This is a genomic window from Winslowiella arboricola (genome assembly GCF_025527015.1).
In the GTDB taxonomy this organism is placed as follows: Bacteria; Pseudomonadota; Gammaproteobacteria; order Enterobacterales; family Enterobacteriaceae; genus Erwinia; species Erwinia arboricola.
The window spans coordinates 1,241,929-1,260,424 of record NZ_JAODIM010000043.1; the positions used below are offsets into that span (position 1 = coordinate 1,241,929).

Annotated in this window: 31 protein-coding genes; 4 read left to right on the forward strand and 27 right to left on the reverse strand. The window is 49.5% G+C overall.

All coding sequences use genetic code 11. The annotated features are described in order from the left end of the window. Nucleotide 1: 1 nt before the first annotated feature. From N5923_RS23335 to N5923_RS23370, 8 genes are all read right to left on the reverse strand, one after another. On the reverse strand, nucleotides 2–1,198 hold the full coding sequence (locus N5923_RS23335; protein WP_267144365.1) for a DUF2213 domain-containing protein: 1,197 nt from the start codon (nucleotides 1,196–1,198) through the stop codon (nucleotides 2–4). Nucleotides 1,199–1,210: 12 nt separating this feature from the next. Continuing rightward, on the reverse strand, nucleotides 1,211–1,900 hold the full coding sequence (locus tag N5923_RS23340; RefSeq protein ID WP_267144364.1) for a phage head morphogenesis protein: 690 nt from the start codon (nucleotides 1,898–1,900) through the stop codon (nucleotides 1,211–1,213). A gap of 52 nt (nucleotides 1,901–1,952) precedes the next feature. Next, complete coding sequence (locus tag N5923_RS23345) at nucleotides 1,953–3,479, reverse strand: DUF1073 domain-containing protein (protein WP_267144363.1); 1,527 nt, start codon at nucleotides 3,477–3,479, stop codon at nucleotides 1,953–1,955. Then, entirely contained in the window at nucleotides 3,480–5,156 is a 1,677-nt protein-coding gene (terL, locus tag N5923_RS23350) for a phage terminase large subunit (RefSeq protein ID WP_267144362.1), read from the reverse strand. A 1-nt stretch (nucleotide 5,157) separates the two neighbouring features. Beyond that, nucleotides 5,158–5,739, reverse strand: coding sequence for a terminase small subunit (locus tag N5923_RS23355; protein ID WP_267144361.1), 582 nt, complete (start codon nucleotides 5,737–5,739; stop codon nucleotides 5,158–5,160). A gap of 1 nt (nucleotide 5,740) precedes the next feature. After that, nucleotides 5,741–5,932, reverse strand: a complete 192-nt coding sequence (locus tag N5923_RS23360; protein ID WP_267144360.1) for a hypothetical protein — start codon at nucleotides 5,930–5,932, stop codon at nucleotides 5,741–5,743. Further along, the gene (locus N5923_RS23365) at nucleotides 5,932–6,153 is read right to left on the reverse strand and encodes a head fiber protein (protein ID WP_267144359.1); all 222 of its coding nucleotides are present in this window, start codon (nucleotides 6,151–6,153) and stop codon (nucleotides 5,932–5,934) included. Before N5923_RS23365 ends, N5923_RS23360 begins: the two co-directional genes overlap by 1 nt. Before the next feature lie 140 nt (nucleotides 6,154–6,293). Further along, nucleotides 6,294–6,536, reverse strand: a complete 243-nt coding sequence (locus N5923_RS23370) for a hypothetical protein (protein WP_267144358.1) — start codon at nucleotides 6,534–6,536, stop codon at nucleotides 6,294–6,296. Nucleotides 6,537–6,829: 293 nt separating this feature from the next. Here N5923_RS23370 and N5923_RS23375 point away from each other — a divergent pair, with 293 nt between their 5' ends. Beyond that, the gene (locus N5923_RS23375) at nucleotides 6,830–7,750 is read left to right on the forward strand and encodes a sensor domain-containing protein (protein ID WP_267144357.1); all 921 of its coding nucleotides are present in this window, start codon (nucleotides 6,830–6,832) and stop codon (nucleotides 7,748–7,750) included. A 52-nt stretch (nucleotides 7,751–7,802) separates the two neighbouring features. Here the strand turns inward: N5923_RS23375 and lysC are convergent, their stop codons facing one another. The 19 genes from lysC to N5923_RS23465 form a co-directional block, all read right to left on the reverse strand. After that, nucleotides 7,803–8,033: an Rz1-like lysis system protein LysC gene (lysC, locus tag N5923_RS24890; protein ID WP_456119822.1), complete on the reverse strand. Its 231-nt coding sequence runs from the start codon at nucleotides 8,031–8,033 to the stop codon at nucleotides 7,803–7,805. After that, nucleotides 7,930–8,376 (reverse strand): Rz lytic protein, encoded by a 447-nt coding sequence (locus tag N5923_RS23380; RefSeq protein WP_267144356.1) that lies wholly within the window; start codon nucleotides 8,374–8,376, stop codon nucleotides 7,930–7,932. The genes lysC and N5923_RS23380 overlap by 104 nt, the downstream gene beginning before the upstream one ends. Continuing rightward, entirely contained in the window at nucleotides 8,373–8,810 is a 438-nt protein-coding gene (locus tag N5923_RS23385) for a lysozyme (RefSeq protein WP_267144355.1), read from the reverse strand. The genes N5923_RS23380 and N5923_RS23385 overlap by 4 nt, the downstream gene beginning before the upstream one ends. Next, the gene (locus N5923_RS23390) at nucleotides 8,800–9,156 is read right to left on the reverse strand and encodes a phage holin, lambda family (protein WP_407704521.1); all 357 of its coding nucleotides are present in this window, start codon (nucleotides 9,154–9,156) and stop codon (nucleotides 8,800–8,802) included. The genes N5923_RS23385 and N5923_RS23390 overlap by 11 nt, the downstream gene beginning before the upstream one ends. Nucleotides 9,157–9,813: 657 nt before the next feature. Then, a complete protein-coding gene (locus N5923_RS23395) occupies nucleotides 9,814–10,437 on the reverse strand; it encodes a hypothetical protein (protein ID WP_267144354.1) in 624 nt (207 codons plus the stop codon). Continuing rightward, nucleotides 10,434–10,553, reverse strand: a complete 120-nt coding sequence (locus tag N5923_RS23400; protein ID WP_267144353.1) for a YlcG family protein — start codon at nucleotides 10,551–10,553, stop codon at nucleotides 10,434–10,436. Before N5923_RS23400 ends, N5923_RS23395 begins: the two co-directional genes overlap by 4 nt. A gap of 112 nt (nucleotides 10,554–10,665) precedes the next feature. Beyond that, on the reverse strand, nucleotides 10,666–11,307 hold the full coding sequence (locus N5923_RS23405; protein WP_267144352.1) for a recombination protein NinG: 642 nt from the start codon (nucleotides 11,305–11,307) through the stop codon (nucleotides 10,666–10,668). Further along, nucleotides 11,304–11,477 (reverse strand): NinE family protein, encoded by a 174-nt coding sequence (locus N5923_RS23410; protein ID WP_267144351.1) that lies wholly within the window; start codon nucleotides 11,475–11,477, stop codon nucleotides 11,304–11,306. Before N5923_RS23410 ends, N5923_RS23405 begins: the two co-directional genes overlap by 4 nt. After that, nucleotides 11,474–11,839 (reverse strand): hypothetical protein, encoded by a 366-nt coding sequence (locus N5923_RS23415; RefSeq protein WP_267144350.1) that lies wholly within the window; start codon nucleotides 11,837–11,839, stop codon nucleotides 11,474–11,476. Before N5923_RS23415 ends, N5923_RS23410 begins: the two co-directional genes overlap by 4 nt. Next, a complete protein-coding gene (locus tag N5923_RS23420) occupies nucleotides 11,836–12,267 on the reverse strand; it encodes a recombination protein NinB (RefSeq protein ID WP_267144349.1) in 432 nt (143 codons plus the stop codon). Before N5923_RS23420 ends, N5923_RS23415 begins: the two co-directional genes overlap by 4 nt. 2 nt (nucleotides 12,268–12,269) lie before the next feature. Beyond that, a complete protein-coding gene (locus tag N5923_RS23425; RefSeq protein ID WP_267144348.1) occupies nucleotides 12,270–12,458 on the reverse strand; it encodes a hypothetical protein in 189 nt (62 codons plus the stop codon). Continuing rightward, the gene (locus N5923_RS23430) at nucleotides 12,455–12,715 is read right to left on the reverse strand and encodes a hypothetical protein (protein ID WP_267144347.1); all 261 of its coding nucleotides are present in this window, start codon (nucleotides 12,713–12,715) and stop codon (nucleotides 12,455–12,457) included. The genes N5923_RS23425 and N5923_RS23430 overlap by 4 nt, the downstream gene beginning before the upstream one ends. Before the next feature lie 559 nt (nucleotides 12,716–13,274). Further along, the gene (locus tag N5923_RS23435; protein WP_267144346.1) at nucleotides 13,275–13,469 is read right to left on the reverse strand and encodes a hypothetical protein; all 195 of its coding nucleotides are present in this window, start codon (nucleotides 13,467–13,469) and stop codon (nucleotides 13,275–13,277) included. Next, a complete protein-coding gene (locus N5923_RS23440; RefSeq protein ID WP_407704522.1) occupies nucleotides 13,466–14,314 on the reverse strand; it encodes an ATP-binding protein in 849 nt (282 codons plus the stop codon). Before N5923_RS23440 ends, N5923_RS23435 begins: the two co-directional genes overlap by 4 nt. A gap of 2 nt (nucleotides 14,315–14,316) precedes the next feature. Continuing rightward, the gene (locus N5923_RS23445) at nucleotides 14,317–14,898 is read right to left on the reverse strand and encodes a hypothetical protein (RefSeq protein WP_267144344.1); all 582 of its coding nucleotides are present in this window, start codon (nucleotides 14,896–14,898) and stop codon (nucleotides 14,317–14,319) included. Between the two features lie 126 nt (nucleotides 14,899–15,024). Continuing rightward, a complete protein-coding gene (locus tag N5923_RS23450; RefSeq protein ID WP_267144343.1) occupies nucleotides 15,025–15,222 on the reverse strand; it encodes a hypothetical protein in 198 nt (65 codons plus the stop codon). Then, on the reverse strand, nucleotides 15,222–15,626 hold the full coding sequence (locus N5923_RS23455; RefSeq protein ID WP_267144342.1) for a hypothetical protein: 405 nt from the start codon (nucleotides 15,624–15,626) through the stop codon (nucleotides 15,222–15,224). The genes N5923_RS23450 and N5923_RS23455 overlap by 1 nt, the downstream gene beginning before the upstream one ends. 34 nt (nucleotides 15,627–15,660) lie before the next feature. Next, nucleotides 15,661–15,945 (reverse strand): CII family transcriptional regulator, encoded by a 285-nt coding sequence (locus N5923_RS23460; RefSeq protein ID WP_267144341.1) that lies wholly within the window; start codon nucleotides 15,943–15,945, stop codon nucleotides 15,661–15,663. A gap of 122 nt (nucleotides 15,946–16,067) precedes the next feature. Continuing rightward, nucleotides 16,068–16,289: a helix-turn-helix transcriptional regulator gene (locus N5923_RS23465; protein ID WP_267144340.1), complete on the reverse strand. Its 222-nt coding sequence runs from the start codon at nucleotides 16,287–16,289 to the stop codon at nucleotides 16,068–16,070. 108 nt (nucleotides 16,290–16,397) lie between these two features. On the opposite strand from N5923_RS23465, the gene N5923_RS23470 reads away from it, so the two are divergent. The 3 genes from N5923_RS23470 to N5923_RS23480 all read left to right on the forward strand — a co-directional run bounded on the left by N5923_RS23470 (nucleotide 16,398) and on the right by N5923_RS23480 (nucleotide 18,475). Beyond that, nucleotides 16,398–17,051, forward strand: a complete 654-nt coding sequence (locus N5923_RS23470; RefSeq protein WP_267144339.1) for a LexA family protein — start codon at nucleotides 16,398–16,400, stop codon at nucleotides 17,049–17,051. Between the two features lie 358 nt (nucleotides 17,052–17,409). Beyond that, complete coding sequence (locus tag N5923_RS23475) at nucleotides 17,410–17,934, forward strand: Panacea domain-containing protein (protein ID WP_267144338.1); 525 nt, start codon at nucleotides 17,410–17,412, stop codon at nucleotides 17,932–17,934. Further along, entirely contained in the window at nucleotides 17,927–18,475 is a 549-nt protein-coding gene (locus N5923_RS23480) for a hypothetical protein (protein WP_267144337.1), read from the forward strand. The genes N5923_RS23475 and N5923_RS23480 overlap by 8 nt, the downstream gene beginning before the upstream one ends. Nucleotides 18,476–18,496 lie beyond the last annotated feature (21 nt).

Here is an 18,496-nt window from a genome sequence, read left to right on the forward strand (position 1 = left end):
GTTAGAAACCTCGTTTCAGTTTGCCAGCGGTCGGATAAGCTTTCTCGAAGTCGCTGACGGAAGCGGAATCCTGAGCAATAACAGGACGTGAATTTGCTTTCTGGCTGATAGCCATGCGAACCATTGCCGGATAGGCTGAAGGGTGTACGCCTTTGATATCCACATCAGCCTGTTCAAGCGCGGTGCGATAAACATCATCAGCGGAATCCATAGCTACCAGATCGCCTACCAGTGGCTTGACGTCCTGCTCGGCCTGACGAACGGCGCGGAAGTCTTTAGCGGCCTGCTTGCGGGCGCCGTCCTGAGCTAACCGAATAGCTGAGTCCATCGCGGTTTTGGAGACTTTTTCGTCTTTCTTGTCATCCTCATCGTCTTCGTCATCAGCTGTTTTTTTCTTTTTGTCGTCGTCGCTGTCGTCATCTTCATCAGCGTCGTCGGCGGTTTTCTTTTTCTTGTCATCGTCCTTGTCGTCGTCATCCTCGTCTTCGGCTGGCTTCTTGTCTTTCTCGTCTTCCTTGTCAGCTTCATCGAGTGCCAGAAGCGCCTTGCGCACTTCAGCTTCCAAATCCGCGTCCTGCGCCAGTAACGGCTTCAGCGTGGCGCGAATAGCCGCAGCTTTGCGTTTGCTCATGTGTTTTAACTCCGGGGGTAGTGAATCTGCGACCAATACGTCGCTTCCTGCGCGGCCTGTTTCTACCAGCGCTACGTGGTTCCCGACCATGTCCCGCATGATGCCGTCATAGACTTCACCATCCGGGGTAGTGCCGGGTGTCATGTCAGCGACGTATTGGTACGACGAAGACAGTTCTTCTTGCTCTTCAGTCTCAATCCCTGCGATGGCTGAGTTATCCCAAATAGACAGCCCGTTTTGCAGGAACGGGTGTACAAACTCACAACCTGAATGAGTCGTGCCAACACGATATTGACGCGGCGGATCACCAGGGAAATCGGGGGTGTGAATACAGAGGAGCGGGATATTGTTGAATGTGGGTGCGGCTTTCTTCAGTTCATCAGGGTGGCGCCAGAGCCGGTATATCTTGTCAGGATCTAACCCCAGCTTTTCATGATTTGGAATTTCTCGCCCATAGTACGGGCAGACGTTCGCCTTGCTAATGTTGCTGACCTTTACCTGAAGCCGACCGTTACCATCAAAACTGCGCACGGATGCGCGGTCAAACGCTAACCGTTCGATTGTCATGTTTGCTTCCGATTAATTAAGTCCGGGTATCACTGGTGACCACGTACAACGGCAGTTAATCTCTTCACCAGGCATCACCCATTTATCATCCAGATACATCCCCTTACTCAGATCGAACACCTTTCCATCAGCCTTGACGTGTGATTTCCGAGGTTCTTTACCTGCGTGAGAGTGTCGCCATATGCCTTGTGTGATGCCTAATGACTGCTGTCTTGCGGCCTGCATTACTGATGTGGCCTTGTTGTTCTGGTCACGTGCAATCAGCGCGGCACGGCGGCGGGTGATGCCGTATCGCCTTTCTAATTCGTCCGTCAGCGCGCCAAGGTCACGACCACGGGTAACCGACTGCATTACCAGAGTCTGCACCTGAGTAAAATACTGTTCAGGAATGCTACGGATCAGCCCGACGTTTTCGGCAATGGTCGCCTGTAGTGCGTTGTTCATCGGCGCGGTCATTTTGAACTCTACCGTGAATCCCGCTGTTTCAAGCGCGTTGTATAACGAAACATCTGAGTTTTTCAGCGCGTCACCTGCGAACCGAGCAGCCAGCTTATGCGCTATACCGTCAAAGGCTTTAGTCCAGCGCTTTGCCAGCTTACGCATAGCATCACGCATGAATATCGCCGGGGATGCGTCCATTGCCACCACCGCGCCGCTGGCTTTGTAGTTTGCAGCCAGCCAGTAAACAACTGACTTCTGCATCGCACTAACCTGATTATCAAGCTGCTTACGATACCAGGCTTCGACGCCAGCATTAGGCCGCACTGGCCTTATCGTCTTCTGGCTCGGCTTCCTCTTCTTCGTCATAGTCATCTTCGATGTCGAGGTCATCGCTTAAGTCCAGTGAGTGATAAGGGCTGTCAGGGTCGTCGGCGATCTTCTCGCGAATCTCGTTATTCGACAAAGCGCCGGCAGTGACATACACCGCATCGGTATCAGCATCGATTTTACGAATCTCTGCTTTCTCCTTCGCGCTCATCTCGTAGAGCGGCTCGAATTCGAAGTAGATATCCGGGTCGATAGCGCCAAATTCAGATAGCTGAATGACGTCCAGAGCGCGCTTCAGGTTTAGCTTAAACATTGCCTGCTGCAGCGAATGGATGTAGTCGTAAAAGACTTTAATCTCGCCGTCTGATGAAGCATTCAGGCCGTTCGGGGTGATGCCCAGCAGGAATACCAGTGGGATGCCTGCTACGGAAGCTGTCTGCTCCTGTGCCTGAGCCTGCAGAGAGTCCAGCGTACCAAGCGGGGCATTAACGAATTCCACTGTTTCTGGCTGCTGAGGGTTGTTATCTGCTGCGAATGCACCGCGATTATCACGGCACTGATTGAACAGCTGCAGTCGGGAGATTAATGTTTCAGCCCCACCGCCTTGCAGAATAGCCCCCATGTTGGTGCCAATTACAGGGACGCTGAATGAGTGGATCATGTCACTGACACTATCGCGCGTCCTGAGCCAGTTATTAACGTATGGCTCTGCAATCTGCGTAAGTGATAATCCACGAAAGTTGTATGACGCTTTCAGCAGGTCAGGAACCTGCCGGGAAACGAAGTCAATCATGCGGCTGGCGTGCACCGTCTTGCCCATCACAAACCATTCGGTCGGCTTGTAGAAGTCAGGACTTAACGGGTTCTGAGCGTTATACACTCCCGGATATGTCCAGACAGGCTCAATCACCCGGAAACCTTTCAGGCTGCCTTTGGTGATTTTCTTGTTGCTGATGAAAAGCTTCGACTGCAGCTCAGTGTCGTCAGTCCAAGCTGAAACGTTTTTCGACGTCTGCACATCGATGTAAATCTGACCGCCGCCAAAGTACCCGTCATGCTCCGCTGCTTCACGGAACTTGTCGCGCACCTCGTACCGCTCCAGCGCATCCATGATCTGCTTAACGCGGTCTGACTTATCGTCATCACCCACCGTTTTCAGCTTGATCCACTTACTGGTCATTTTCTCTGCAATGATTCCGACCATCTTCCGGTATTCAGGCTTCTGAGCCATCATTGCCAGATAGGGGTAGCCGGGAAAGCTGTCGAGATTTCCGTAGCCATATCCCATCGCGTAGGCATCATTCATGGCAGTGTAGTCGGTTGAGTCCATCGCAAGGATGGCTTTCTCAATCGCGGACGGAATGACGCCTTTCGGCGGCTCATAGCGCTGAAACTCCCTCGGCGGCTTTGGCAGAATAGCCGCCACCGCCTCCGCGCTAATCTTCATCTGAAGCTTTTCAGGCTGTTTCACCGGCTCAGGCGCGGCAACAGTTTTCTTTTTAAACGGCCACACTTAAATTCTCCTGAGTTGGTTCGGGTCGATGACCATTGGCTGGCGACCGGAAATAAGGTTGTCGTCAATGGCATCCATCCATGTGTCCAGAATGTCGTCATTGTCGTGGCTGTCATCAGCAGAGAATGCAGCACATTCGGTCATGGCAGTCAGCACCCATGATGTTGTCCCGGCAATCGTTCCGTCCTCGTAATAGACGTGCATAATCGCCGCACCGTCATGATTGTGCGTGGCGGGTACGTATACTTTGCCGGTCTTAATCTGTGGGATAACGTTCAGGCAGCGAACCAGTTTGTTCTGGCCGGTGCCGCGAGGAATTTCTTTAACCGGGATGCTCATCTGGCCGGGTGTGGCGCTGCGTTTCTTTAGCGTGGTAATCAGACCTTGCCCGGCCTGTTTCTCTTCGATAGCCATATGACGCATTGGCATCATGCGAACAGAGCCAGCCATGCGCCAGCGTTCCCAAAGCTCTTCCGCTTTCTTCAGCAGGTCTTCAGGGTCCCAGCGGCCACGCACCACATCAATGATGTAGAGATTGCCATCAACACCCATACCGACCAGGGTGAATACGGTGTAGTCGAGCCAGTCCTCTACCTTGCCGCTGTTGGTATCAACATAGACAGCGCGATACTGCAGTTTTGGCAGTGTGGTGTAGGTCTGGAACCAGTCCGTTTCGATAATGCCACCAGTGAGCGCCATCGGGTTTTGCTGGTATTGAGACAGGAAGGTATAGCGATCCTTTTCCCACAGCTGGATGAGGTCGTTAACATCTTCCATCTGCGGCCAGTATGACCAGTAGCGTTCGCCGAGGTATTCGACTGATTCTGTATCTTTTACTGTTTCCCAGCACAATGAGCGCCATGGTTCAGCCAGTGATGCAATGTACTTTTCGGTAATGAGTGCCGGGATAGCTACATGGTGGAATTTAACCCCCATGCCACCAGACATCATGAACCCTGTGGCGTCGTCAGTGTGCAGTCGCTGCTGGATGCTCACGAATGGCGTAGGATGCTCTTTCGACTTATCACCACGACGTGATCGGATGGTGTTAACCAGCAGCGTGTTGGCGCTATTGCGGCGCGACTCACTGAGCATATCGACAGGCTTGTTGTAGTCATCCAGCATCACAACGCCGGAGAACAGCTCGCCGTAATAGCCACCACGACCACCCGTAATCTGTCCGTTGCTTGAGCGGGATATCGTCTGGCCGGTTGAGCGGGCTTTGGTGTCGATTATTTCCCACTCTTCCGCCTGGTTGACGCCGAAGCCGCACGGCCACAGCTCCTGATACTCTTTGCTGGCGATGATGTCGCGGGTGCGGCGAGAGTTACGCTTAACCAGCGTGTCAGCAAACGAGATATTAAGGTTGCGGAAGCGTTTCAATCTTCCTTCCTGCACCAGCGCGTTAACATAGGCCGGGAAGTGGATGGAGAAGAATTCTGTTTTGGTGCCGCCTGGCGGGATGTTGATAATCAGGTTGCGGGGATTAAGGCGACCGGCTATCAAATCATCAATTTTGGATGCCATCAGGCGGTGATGCCAGTTAACCAGCAGACGATCACCCTGTACCAGCTCGAACCATAACCGCGTGAAGTTGAGAAACGATTTCGTGGACTTTGACTTAAGAGCAACACGCTCAGGGAAGGTTAAATCCTCCCACTCGATGACTTTGCTCATATCAGTCCAACCCGTCTAGTTTCTCCTCCAGCTGCTGTTGTGCTGCTGCGTAATCTGCCGGGGTATAGTTCACCACCTGAATAGGCAGTCCATCCTTACCAACATGTTCAGCTTTCACATTCTCTTTGAATGCCTGCACCGTGACGTGCTTGCCGAGCAGTTCAAGGTTCTTCACCTTGTCCGGCCATTTGATCTTCTTCAGGATGCCGACCATCTCACGGTCTTCACCGCGCCCTTCGAACATGTCAGCCAGATCGAAGCCGCTCAGGTATCGCCGCCATGATGCAGGCCATTCAGATACAGGCTTGATGCTCATGTCGTCGGTCATGATGTCGAGAACGTCCATCTGGTCAATCTCGACCAGGCGTCGAAGCACATAGGCAGCATCAATTCCCACCTCTTCGTTGCGATCACCCTTCAACTGGACGATACGCTCAACGATGTCAGGTTTTGTTAGGTTCTCGCAACCTGTTGCGCGGGCTGTCTTCTCGCTGTAGCCCGCCCTGATAGCTGCCTGTGTGGCGTTTAAATCCTTCAGGTACTCACGGGCAAACAGCTCTTGCTTGTCGGTGAGCTTTGCCATCTTATTTCTCGTAAACTGGTTTGACGTGGTAGCCAACAAGGTTGGCGGTGAAGTAAACAGCATCTGAACCATCATCTTCACTGATGATCAGCAGACCATCACTCATCGTCGGGTTTTTCTTTGTCTTGTGATTCCAGGTGGACTCTTCAGAGTTAACAGTGATGTCATAGCTTTTAATCACGCTCTCACCCATTACATCATCCCCGCAGTTGTTAGCTTGGTGATCAGTGCGTTCAGATCAGTGACGACGCCCGCAACATCTGTCGCAGTTGATGCTGCCTGAGTGGTCATCTTTTTGACGCCGCCAATTGTTGCGGTAGTGGCCGCTGGCAATGTGTAGCCACCCTCTTCAATATCTTCAGGTGTTGCAACTGTGACGGGGTAGCCGCCGACTGACATGCATTTAGTGGTCATTTAGCATTTCCTGCTGGTTGGATAGATATAACCCTCGGCGATGCTGATACCAGCAACCGATGATTCAGTGTGTTTATGCTGAAAAGTGAACTCAGTGAATGCAGTATTCAGAACAAAATAAAAAAACCGCCCAGAGGCGGTTAATGTGTTGAGTCACGATCTGAATAATTAGGCTCTTTAAGCTCAGCGTGTAAAAAACCCAAAATGGTTGAAGCAGATATCTTATTGAGAGGCTCCTGCAGGAAAGCTGAACCACTTTTTAATTCTGACTCCCATACAAACCGCAAACCCAATTCCCATATTTCAACTTTCAAATGGCCTTCTGGAAATTTCTCTCGTGCTATCTCATAAACTTCGTTGATGCCGATTGATTCACCTGACATATGACCTCCTGTTTAGAGAGGTATCAACATATCATCATCAGGCGCACTCGCAAATGCGCCTTGCGACGGTCACTAAAGAGCGTAAGGGGTTTTCACTCCAATAAAACCTCCTGCGGACTACTCTTATCAGGAGCATCCTTAAGAATAAAACCAGTCTTCCGACAGCCCCATTATCTTTCCACAAGTGAGTGAGATGCCAATCCCAAACCACCTAAAAGCCTCCACGATTGTGTAGATTTTTTGTTCAGTACTGGCGTACATTAGGTGTAATGTTCTGTTACAGAGAGCCTGATATGACTTATTCCAAGCCAAGTATTGCCCCAATACTTCCTGTGTGTAGCGCAGAAAAAATAGACTTACTTACTGATATGCTTAACGTAAGTGTGGACTGCATCAAAGTTATCAATACGAATGGCTGCCTGATTTTCATGAACAGATCAGGATGTGAAGCCCTGGGTGTTAGCGTTGAAGAAAAGGAATTCGGTATGGCATGGTTGAAACTGCTACCAGACTCTGTTCACCGCAAGGGAAGAATTGCCTTAAAAAAAGCAGTTAATGGAGAATGCTCAGGCTTCAGGGGAATAAGCGTTCTTTCTGATGGCTCAGTCACCCACTGGGACAATATGCTCACGCCAGTTTTGGACAATGCTGGCAAAACGACCAGCATTCTTTGTATCTCAAGGAATATCACGTTACAAGTACAGGCCGAAGAAAAACTAAAGGTCAGCAGCGAAACCGACCCGCTTACAGGCTTGCCAAACCGGAGAATGTTCAAAAAACATTTGAAGTCGACACTCGCTAAAGCTAAACGTCGTACCGAAAATGTAGGCGTTTTGTTCATTGACCTGGACAACTTTAAGGGCATAAACGATACCCTGGGCCATGCTGCCGGAGACCGTGCCCTTATACAATTCACTGCTGATTTAAAAAAAATCAGTCCAGACCACGCTTTCATATCGAGACTGGGAGGCGATGAATTTGCTGTTGTGATGGATAGTGCAGATCCGAACGTTCTGACCAGCTATGCCAACTATATCCTTTCTGAAGTCAGGCGAAAAATCAGATTCAGTCGTTCAGAAGCAGACTTTGGGCTGACTATTGGTGCAGCTGTTTATCCTGTGCACGGTGGTACGGCAGATGAACTAATGAAATGTGCTGATACAGCCATGTATCAGCAAAAATCAAACGGTAAAAACGGTTTCATGATGTTTTGAGTAGAAAAAAGTTATCAATTGTTTGATAAAATACACATGCATGGCTCAATCATTAGCGCGATGCCTCAATCTTACTTATACCTGCACGATCTATATTGCACTGCCACAGCAGGCCGAATAACTCTGCATTAAGGGACACGCTGTCGCCAAATGTCAGTGGGTCAGGTACTTCTGGAACGTTAATCTGGCTTGTCAGCTCTGCCGGTAGCTTCAACTGAGGTTGCTTTATTGTCCGATATTCCACCTGCGGCTTTTGCTGCGGCGCGCAACCTGTCAGCAGCATCAGCGGGAACAGGAGCAGTAGCGCATTTATCAGCCTCGAGGTAACGCTTGATTTCATTCTGGAGCTTCCTGTTTTGCTGCGCGGTAACTACCCGCTGGTCTGTTACCTGCGACATCACATCGTTCTGCTGTCGGACAGCGCTCACCAAACCAGTTACGCTGGCGGCCAACCCGTCGTTTTTAGAACGCAGATCGTTAATCTGGTCGTCTTTGCTGTTAGCCAGCTTTTCGAGGCGATCATTTGTGGCAGTAAGTTGTGAGTTGCGGGCGTTAAGCCCCCACAGTGCTACGCAGATGAGGCCAATAACGATGATGTGAGAATAGTTTTTGATGAATGGGATCATTTCAGAAATAGCTCCCTTTCTCGCTTACGACGCGGCAGGAGGATATCCGGGGCATTTCCGGCTCGCTTCCACATCAGGATTGCTTCTGCTGCACCGGTATAATCACTTTTGTTAATGCGATTAAGGACAGTTGAATTAGCGAACGCCGTTGCACCAATGTTGAAAACCAGACTGCAAAGAGCGTCATACTGGTTCTGCGTAAGGTTGGCTGTGACATTTGAATTCACTGATCGCTCAACCCAGGCAAGGTCCGAAAGGAGAAGCTCAGTAGATTTGTTCTGGCTGATGACCATGCCACGTATTACTGGCTTACCGTCCACCGTGCCGGTATGACCGACACCAACGGTTGGAATCCCCCGAGTATCCAGATAACCAGTTAGCCTTTCACCCTCTTCTAGCTTGATGAAAACCACACCATTATTGCTAAGTTTCATCGGTACCTCCGAATTTACGATCAGTTAATTTCCTGAAACGGAATGAGATGTAGTCGATACCGATGAATCCAATAAGAATGGCGGCCACCCATGCGAAGTCGTCACCAATCTGCCATCCGAAGATAGACATAATCAGCTGCAGGGTTGGTTTTACGAAGAAGGCAAAGATGCTGCACATAGCAGCATCCATAAGGCGGCGCGGCCACGTGTCTTTTCCAAAATATGATGCTCTCAGCAGAGCCATTGCCCCAGCCAGTGCGGCATAACCTGATTCATTTTTATGGGCATAAAGCCAGGCTATCAGGCTTGCCCAGAAGCCCGGATCTTTATCTGGCATGCGTTTCATTTCCACCCCCGTATGCGGGGACTTATCCAATTTAGGAATTGGTTACATTGTGAACTGGACAAGTCCGGGTAAACTCTTTCTTGACGAGAGAAAAGCACCGCCCTGCCGTGAGGTAGCCAACCGAATAGAATCCGCCAATGTGCGGATTTTTTTAATTTAAGCGCGCTACCGTGACAAAAGACACAGGAGTTTTTTTGGGATTCACGGGCGCGGAAAATGAAAAGGCCCACCGAAGTGAGCCTTAAATTTATGCTGAATATGTGACTGAAGAAATATTGCAGTGCCGGGTGCCTCCCGGTGAGTCAGGAAAGCTACAACCTGACCCGCTCCTTTCAAGCAAACGTATAAAGTAGCTTAGCCCCACCGCGTAGGGGGATTCACTGCAACACGTAAATAATAATTAACTTTCTCATAAAAGCAAAGTTACATTCTCGCCAGCCTCTAAGCCAGACCATTAATCAAGATGAATGATGCTGTTGAACCAATGAGAATCCGATTGTTAGCGGATGTACCTGCCCTTGAGCAGGCAATAAAAAAGCCCCAAGCTATTAACTCAGGGCTTATCTTCTTTCAATCCGTCGCTCAGTTCGCTTTACTTCCCGAGCATAGCTGTAATGTACCAAGACTATTGCCTTTTATATTTAGCTATTCGTGCTATCATGCTACAACCGATAGGATTTCTTTCTCCATCTCCCGCTTTACGGCATAAAACAATTCCCCTTCAAGTATGTCCTGCGCCCATTCCATTCTGTTTCGAGCCTCCTTTGTGGTTATACCGGTGAAATAAATCAGACTTGAAGCGATGTTTTGCGCACTCTTGCGCTTGCAGTATCGTAATCTGGCTACAGAGCGGATCGGGTTATCCCGGCCAAAGGTTTTCACGATTACCGATTCCATAAAGGCAGCATCATCTGATTCTTTGGCGAGAGCGATGATGTTGCCAGTTGAGGATTGAGGTACGAGTATATCTCTGGCCTTACGGAGTAATTCCTCCCCTCTGTAGCCTTCGCAGTGAAGCTCAGAGACGACTTTCTCTATCTGCTTGCCCTTCTGTTCACTCCATTCACAGCGCATCATTAGCCGACCTATAACGTTTACTTCGCCGCGCTCATACTCGTCGCCGGAAAGGTGATCACCCCAAACGGTTAGCAGGTGACGAATCCATGCCTGTTGTGATCGGTTAATGGTTTTCCATCCGGTGCCGAACAGGCGGCGCATGTCTGCTGCTGTGCGTACTCCGGCCAGGCGGACAATCTGCTGATAGTCACGTTCGATTCTCATGCTCTCATCCCCATTAGCTTTGCTGTGTTCCTGATGATTCGGTAATTTATTTCCAGCATTCGCCTGGATCTGAATAAGCGAAGCCTTAACCATTTCTGCCTGAGGTAGTCCGTCATTTCTTCCTCCGCTTGGTGAGTTTTGCGGCGCCTGCCGGGTAGCTGGATCGTTTACACTGCACAGGTATAGGCTGAACAGGTCTGAAGTGGTTTAGTAATCTGGTTAGCCAGGTCATGCGGCCTCCTGTTTCTTAATTAATTCCCGACACTTCCTCCGGTATTCGTCCCGGATGCGGATATAGTCTTCTCGCCGGTATCGGGTCATTTCGTGCGGGCCATTAAGCCAGTCAACCAAGTCTTGCCCAAACAGCCTCACCAGATTGGACTCATAGTAATGAGCAACCGTCGCTGCTTTAGCCCCATGCTTTGCCGAACCGCCATTACACGATTTGCACTGGCGATAGGCGTTGCGTTCTTCGAATCGCAATTCAGGGAATCCACCAACCGTTTTGAAGTGTCCGCAGTCCCACTGTCCGCCAAATAAATCAGGCGGATCGGTTTCACCGCAGCTGATACAGGGCTGGTTATGGTCACGAAGGCGGATGAACTGGTTGAAGGCTTGCTGGGCTTGCGCTTTGAAGTAGTTGGTAGGTTTGATGGCTAACTTGCGGACTTTCAGGCTATGGCGTTCTTGCTGCTCTTTATCCTTTCGATGTCGCTCGGCTTCCTGTATCGCTTTCTGGCGGTCTTTCTCCCTTCTGGCTAACGCTATCACTACTCCACATTCTGGACTGCACCACGTGTGATTCTGATAGGGAGGATGGAACCATTCGCGGCAGTCAGGGTTTTTGCATCGTCGGCGTGGTAATTTCACCTTGCCCTCCTCATCCTGTCCCACTTTGCTTTTAGCAGTCCGTAGGTGTAGTCAAATGTGACGACCTGGCTGGCGGAAGGGATTGGTTTGCGTTTGCTGCGGGTTCTTCGGGTGGGCTGGTATATCAGGCTGTCGATTGCTAACTGGGTCGGTGATTTCCTGCTGCTCATCTCATCCGCACCTCGCCGATTAGCTGGTTAAACTGAGCCATCAGCACGCCAGGCGGAATTTTCACTCGCGGCTGAATCAGCTCTTTCATCCAGTCGGTCAGGTCTGCGCGGTCTGCCCTTCTGATGGAGTTGATTAAGTAGTGGGTGTCCATATCGAGCAGCTTGTACTGATATTCTTTTACCTTTCCCCTGCGGTGCATGGTTACGTTGGGAGAGAGGTTTAGCCTGATTAATAACCAGCTTACTTTTGTGCCGTCCTGCGGGCCGTATTTGCGCTCAATAATGAATTTCACCTGCTGATTAGTCAGCCATTCTTTGCGTGGCATGACGTCAGCCAGCATAAGGTTAAGTGGTAGTGTCATGCTGCGCTCCCGAACCGACCAGCCCACTCTGCGGCCAGTGCTGCTTCATCGCTGAATCTGACGTTATGCTCTGCACCAAAGGCATGCATTAGCGTGATTAAGTCTTTCATCTCACTGACGCGCATTTTGCTGGTCGACTGACCGAGAACGACAAAGCCGCCATCGATACCCGGCACCGTCTCCTGCTCTTTCAAAGATGCAGTGAAGACGTGTTTCCAGCTCTCCGAATCCATCTTGCGTCCGTACCAGATGACCTGCTGCGAGATGTCATGTAGGCAAGCCCAAAGCATGCGATTTTGCGCAAGGCTGCGGGTGTCTTCCTGGATGATTACTTGCAATGGTTTGGCGGGATTGGCGGGTAGTTGCTGGATGGCTTCAATGCAGTTGCGTCGTATGTTGCTGTCTCGCAACACGAACGTTTGTTTCATGGTTACCTCCCCTCTAATGTCTCCACGTAGTCGTAAAGCTCATCAGCAATTTTACTCGCCAGTAAGTCCATGGCCTGAATGTCATGGTCACCGGCAAGAATCATCGACCTGAGAACCAAAATCCCCAAGCGAGCATCTTTCACCTGCTGGTGCTGTTGTTTGGGTTTGAATGGGATTACTTTTGCGGTCATGGCTCACTCCAGTTATCTTCGATTGCAACGCTCAGGCGATGCAGCCAGTCGGCCAGCTTGAGCATTGATTCACGGTCGGTTAACCCTCGCGGAAAGTCATCAAGCGCAATGGTCGGCTTAAATTTTCCGTATGCGTCTCGCTCTACCGTCAGGTTTTGTTCCAGTGTTGCTTTTTGAACCGATGAACTGTGTCGCAGGAGGTAAACAGATTTCTGATCTCTATCCTTTGGGTCGTAATGATATTCGGTGAGTATCATCTGACACTTTCCCGATGGTCTGCTAATCCACAAGGCCATCACTGATCTCCTTTGATGCGGATGCACGCCACGCACACCATGCCAGATGTACGCCGTAGATTGCATAACAGTTGCGCTCTGGCTGCCACACAAGCTCTTCGGGAGTGCACAGGTGGTCACGCTTAAGCCATGCTTCAAATTCTTCCCGACTCTTATCTGCGGTATTTACAGATGTCTCTGTCATGGTTTCAACCCCTTAATACCCCAGCGACCAATCCTGATTTCTCGCTGATAGCCATATCTGACAGAGAAAGGCGTGTATTTACTTCTGTCATTGATTGCCAGGCCATAGCCAAAAAAACGAAACCAGAAGCCTTTTTTATGAAAATGAATTCCCATCACCTTCCCCCTTGCGCTGCCTTGAAACGCTCTTTGCCGGTGCCGTCGCATGACCCACAATGTGGCGACCCGTTGTTGTCGTAATACCCGCTGCCGTTACAGGCTATGCAGTCGCGTAGCTTCCAACCGTGAATAAACCGGTTATAAAACTCTGTGCGGAATTTTTTTCGCTGATGGAATGTCATGACGTGCCACCTTGCGCTGGCTTATCGGCCACCAAGTAAGCACCTACAGAGATAAATACCAGCGATACCTCGTAGCTGAATAAACGGAGATTTTCCCGCTTCTCTGCCGTGTCAACTTCGCCGAGCCAGTTAAATTTCCCGGCTGCGTATTTGTCGATGACCACGTAATCATCAGAGTTTATTTGCATCATGCAGCCCTCGACCGGTAGCTATCCCAGGTGAATGCCAGAGTGCAGCCGCCGCCATCATTCATGCGATCGATAACCCGCTCACCAATGAACGCTGACAGCTCGTCTTTTGGCAGGTTGCTTATCAGGATGGTTGGCTTCATGCGCTCGTATCGGGTGTTGATGATTTCGAAAAGAATCATCTTTTCTGCATCGCTGCCGAACTGCACGCCAACCTCATCGATAATCAGCAGATGCGGATCCGTATATGCCGTAATAACTTCGTGTTCGCTGCGCTCGGCGTTCTTGCTCCAGGTGGATTTAAACATACGGGCGACGCGCAATGCGGTAGTGAACATCGCTGAACTTTGATGCTCAGTGATAACGTGCTTTGCGATAGCCAGCGCCAGATGATTCTTGCCAGTACCAGGTTTGCCACACATGACAAGACCGCCACCCTGCTTTAGCCGATCCGGCCACTTAGCCGCATAGGCTTTGCAGAGCTTCAGGCACTGTGCAGCGTCGCTGTTTACCGGCTCATAGTTATCCAGTGTTGATTTAGAAAATCGCTCTGGCAGTAGCAATGCATCCATCAGGCGATCAATCTCACTGGCTTTTCGCCGGCTAAAATATTCAGCTTCGTCACTTTCGAGCTTCGCCAGCTTTTCTTTCAGGCACGACGGGCATTCACTTCGGGTTTCGAGAGTCTTGTTGAGTACCTTCATGATGCGAATGCGCTGCGTAAATTGGCCGTGTTTCTCGCAGTCAGACTGGCACTCATCAAATATCGTGTTCTCAACCTGTTTTGGTGCTGCGCTGAGGTCTACCAGCTTCTGGCGGACAGTTTCGATTTGAGATTTAAAATCCATGGTTAGCCCTCCGCCCATGCTGGATTTTCGGTGATGCCGTAATCTTTAGCCTGGAAGCCCTCAGATACCGCCCGATTCTGTCCAGCAAAACGCTGAGCAGGTTGGCGATTAGCCGACTGCTTGTTCTGGTAGCTAAGTTTCTGGCTGGCAGTGATAAACCAGTTTTTCGGCTTATCGTGAGTGAATTCGATATCAAGCTTTTGCAGCTCGTAATTCAGATCGATATTCGGGTACAGGTTCTTCCAGGATTCGTAGTCCTTGTGATTCAGTCGAACGATGTTGCCTTCGAATGCATAGCGTCCTGCCATTTGATGAACCGTTGCCTGAGACTGCTCTTCCGAAATCACTTCCTCGCAAGTCGCCTCAGCGGCTTGGGTGTTGAAGGGAATCAGGTTAAGGGAATCAGGAATCAGGTTAAGGGAATCAGCAGGATTTAAATTGTTCTCGCCTGATTCTTGCACTGTATTAGAACTGTGCTTTTCTGGTGCTTCATCATTTTCAATAACTTGCGGTAATTCTTCGGATAAAAGCACAGAACCAGCATCGTTCTTTACTGGTGCTTCTTCCGGTTCAGGTTCGGTCACTAACGGTTCTGGTATCTCACTCGCCGCTTCTTTGCAGTGTGGGTTCTGGTGCTTCTTCCAGTTATTAATCTGGATGAATGGGTTACTTTCCACTGAATAACGGGTGATGAAATTGCGATCATGCAGTTACTGAAGCATTACATCGCAATCAACGCTATCGAACGGCAGCACCAGCGCTTTAATCTTCTTGGGGCGGTCATCAAGGCGACCCTCTTTATCGGCGATTGTCCATAGACCAGCGAACAATAGCCGGGCATATGGGTCGCATTCGGCCAGTTCATCATTAGTGAAAAAGCCTGGCTTTATATTTCTTGAGCGGGCCATTAATCATCCTCCAGTGCGTAATCCGCAAAATAACCAGATGTCATCTTGAGGAATCTGGCCTCTGTTACTGTGTATGCTTGCCTGCCCTTCCTCTCTCGACCGTCAGGATCAATTAGGTGGCAGGCGTAAATAACTCTTCGTTGCCATTTACCAGGCATTTCCGCAACTGACAGTACCTCAAGGATTCTTTTCCCCTCTGCATCAGCTGTATAAACAAGCTGATCTCCATACCCGCAATCAGCTGGCTCAGTTGTCTTTCGACAACCACCAATCCACCTCTCATCGGTGAAAACATCTCCTTCATATAATTGAAGGTCTGTGCAGACAAATATGAATGGATAGACAGTTTCGAAACGGCCACCGGCACGAATGTCATGGTTTACTTGTTTGTTTTGTCCAGGCATAATTACTCCTGTGAATTGATCCAGTTAATTTGCATCAGGCGTCGAAGCTGTTACCGCAGCTCGGCGCTTTTTCTTTTGGTGCAATAGCGTTGATAGTTTCCAGTACCAGCCTGCCTACCGGACTCACCTCCCACGCCATGCGCGCAGTGCAGATAACCGCTGCAATAAAGCGCCAGTCAGCCCTGCTGATTTTTGATTCGTGACATCCAACACTTTTGGCGAATTCACGCCCTGTTAATGCCGATACTGCGAGAAGTAGATCAGTCTCTGCGCGATCAACCTCACGCTGAGTTGGTTTGCTGTAGTTTGCTGATTCCATGGTGAATACTGTCCTTGTTCGGTTAGTAGTTACGTGACAATGCAGTGAGCCTGTCACAGTGATTTAATCGTTGTTTTGATTACTGCCCTTTTTCAGGGCGAGATGTTAATGAGCGGTGGGGCTTATGCGGCGTTGCGGTCACTATTTGGCGGAAAGACTTCATCCAGAGAGCAGTTACCGCCCAGCTGTTTCAAGCCCTCGACAATCTGACGACATTCATTCAGTCCAGGGGTACGGATGTTCAGCTCATAGTTGGCGATGCGAGATTGCCCCCAACCAATAGCTGAAGCTAATACAGCCTGCGAAATTCCGATTTTCTTTCGCTGCTGGGCAATGTTGTTCATTGCAACCTCCATAGCTTAAGTACAGACGCTATTACACACGTATTGTGATTAACGGTCAACCTCAAAACGTGTAATTACTGCAATCACGTTACGTGTTAATCTAATGAGATGAAAACAATGCATGAAGTGATCGGCGAAAGAATTAAATCTCTTCGCGAAGCAAAAGGCCTAAGTCAGGCGCAACTATCTAAGTTGTGCGGATGGGCTGCGCCTTCCAGGGTCGGGAATTACGAGCTGGGTGTGCGTAAGGTTAGTGCTGACGAAGCCATCACCCTCAGCAAGGCACTCGGTGTATCTCCTGCGCAGATAATGTTTGGCGATGATTCAAGTGCTGTTTTTAAGCAGTATGAATACCCACTATTCACATCAGTGCAGGCCGGATCTTTTGCAGAGGTTGGAACTTATACGGGCGATAACGCCAAGCTGTGGGTCGCCACCACGAAAAAGGCGAGCGAAAAAGCTTTCTGGCTTGAAGTCTCGGGGCACTCGATGACGGCCCCACAGGGCAGTAAGCCGAGCTTCCCCGAGGGAATGCTGATTTTGGTGGATCCAGAAGAAGACGTGGAGCCAGGTGATTTCTGTGTCGCGGGTATACACAATGACAGCGAAGTAACATTTAAACGCTTCGTATGGGAAGACGGCAAGCCGTGGCTGGAACCATTAAACACTAACCCACGATATCAGAGCATTGAGTGCAACGAGAACTGCCGCATCATCGGCAAGGTGGTCAAGGCTCAGTGGCCGGAAGAGACGTTCGGATAGCGGTAAAGACGAAGAAGCGGCTGGTTTAGGCCAGTTGACAGAGTGGTGTTCGGGCGGGATGGGTCGCAGATATGCGGCCTTTTGCTATATGTAGTATTGACAAATAGCATTAAAGACAACATATAGTCACTGACCTGTATCGATGCGTCATATTAGCGTTTCGTGCTGTCATTCATGAATCATCAGCATTAGATCCTATCCGAAAGTAAGTGACTGAAAACCTTTATGCGATTAAGATAGACGTTATGTTGTACTCGGCGTAATATAAATACTGTAAATCCATACAGGCACTTCTGAAAGCTATCAGTTTTTGGAACTGGCTGCTATTGTCTAAATTTAAACCAAAAGGAGGCATAACATGGCTTATTCTGCTATCGCGGTCGCTAATGCCTTCATTCAGAAAGCCAAGAAAAAAGGCATCAAAGACATAACGCCAATGAAGCTGCAAAAGCTTGTTTTCTACGCTCATGCGTGGTCACTTGTTATGTCAAATAAGCCACTTGTTAAAGACAAAGTGTTCGCGTGGCCATATGGGCCGGTGATCGAATCAATTTATCATGAGTTCAAAGGCCATGGTTCTACGAACATTACTGTTCCTGGTACCGAGCTGGAGTGGGATGATTCTCCTAGTGCTTTGATAGAGTTTAAGTATGTCACACCTCATGTTCCTGAGGGTGATGACCTGTCGCTATCAATCATAGATTCTGTGCTTGAAGTTTATGGCGATCAGTCCGCAGGCGCTCTATCCAATCTGACTCACCGCCCTGGGTCTGCCTGGTATCATGTCGTTGAGGAGCACGGCGGTGGCGAGCCACGGAATCTTATTATCCCTAATGATGTTATAAAGGAATGCACATCAAGGGAGTTGGGATTAGGTGATTGACCCAAGCCAGCCTTTAGACAAGAAAAAGGAAGCTCTTGAGGCGCTCATAAAGAGGGCGAGAGAAAAAGTTGAAAGAGCCAGCGTATCCAATGGCGATGAGAAAACTTCATTGGAGCGCCAGCAGCTGGAAGGGGAAAGAGGTCAAGACGAAAAAGCGCTTGATGACTTAAAAAGCGCCGTTGAATCTCTCGCAAATGCAGTTCAGCAAATAGACACTCGCTCTAAGGACTTGGAAAACGAAGGGCAAGAGCAATTTCTTACAATGCGCGAAATGTATGCCAAAAAGGCTTACAGATTCGTATGGTTGTGGTCAGTTGCTCTAATCGTTATTCTTGTGCTTCAGGGGGCAAAATATCCCCACCTTAAGCTCTGGGTTGTTGAATTCAAAGCATCCGATTTTAATTTGGAATCCAATGTTCTTATAGCTCTAATTTCAGGAGTGACCGTCAATATCGTTGCCGTTTTCATTGTTGTCATGAGAAATCTTTTCCCATCTGAAATGAAGGCTAGGACGACAGAGAAGAAAAAGGATGCTGACTAACCCGGCCACCGCGCCGGGTTT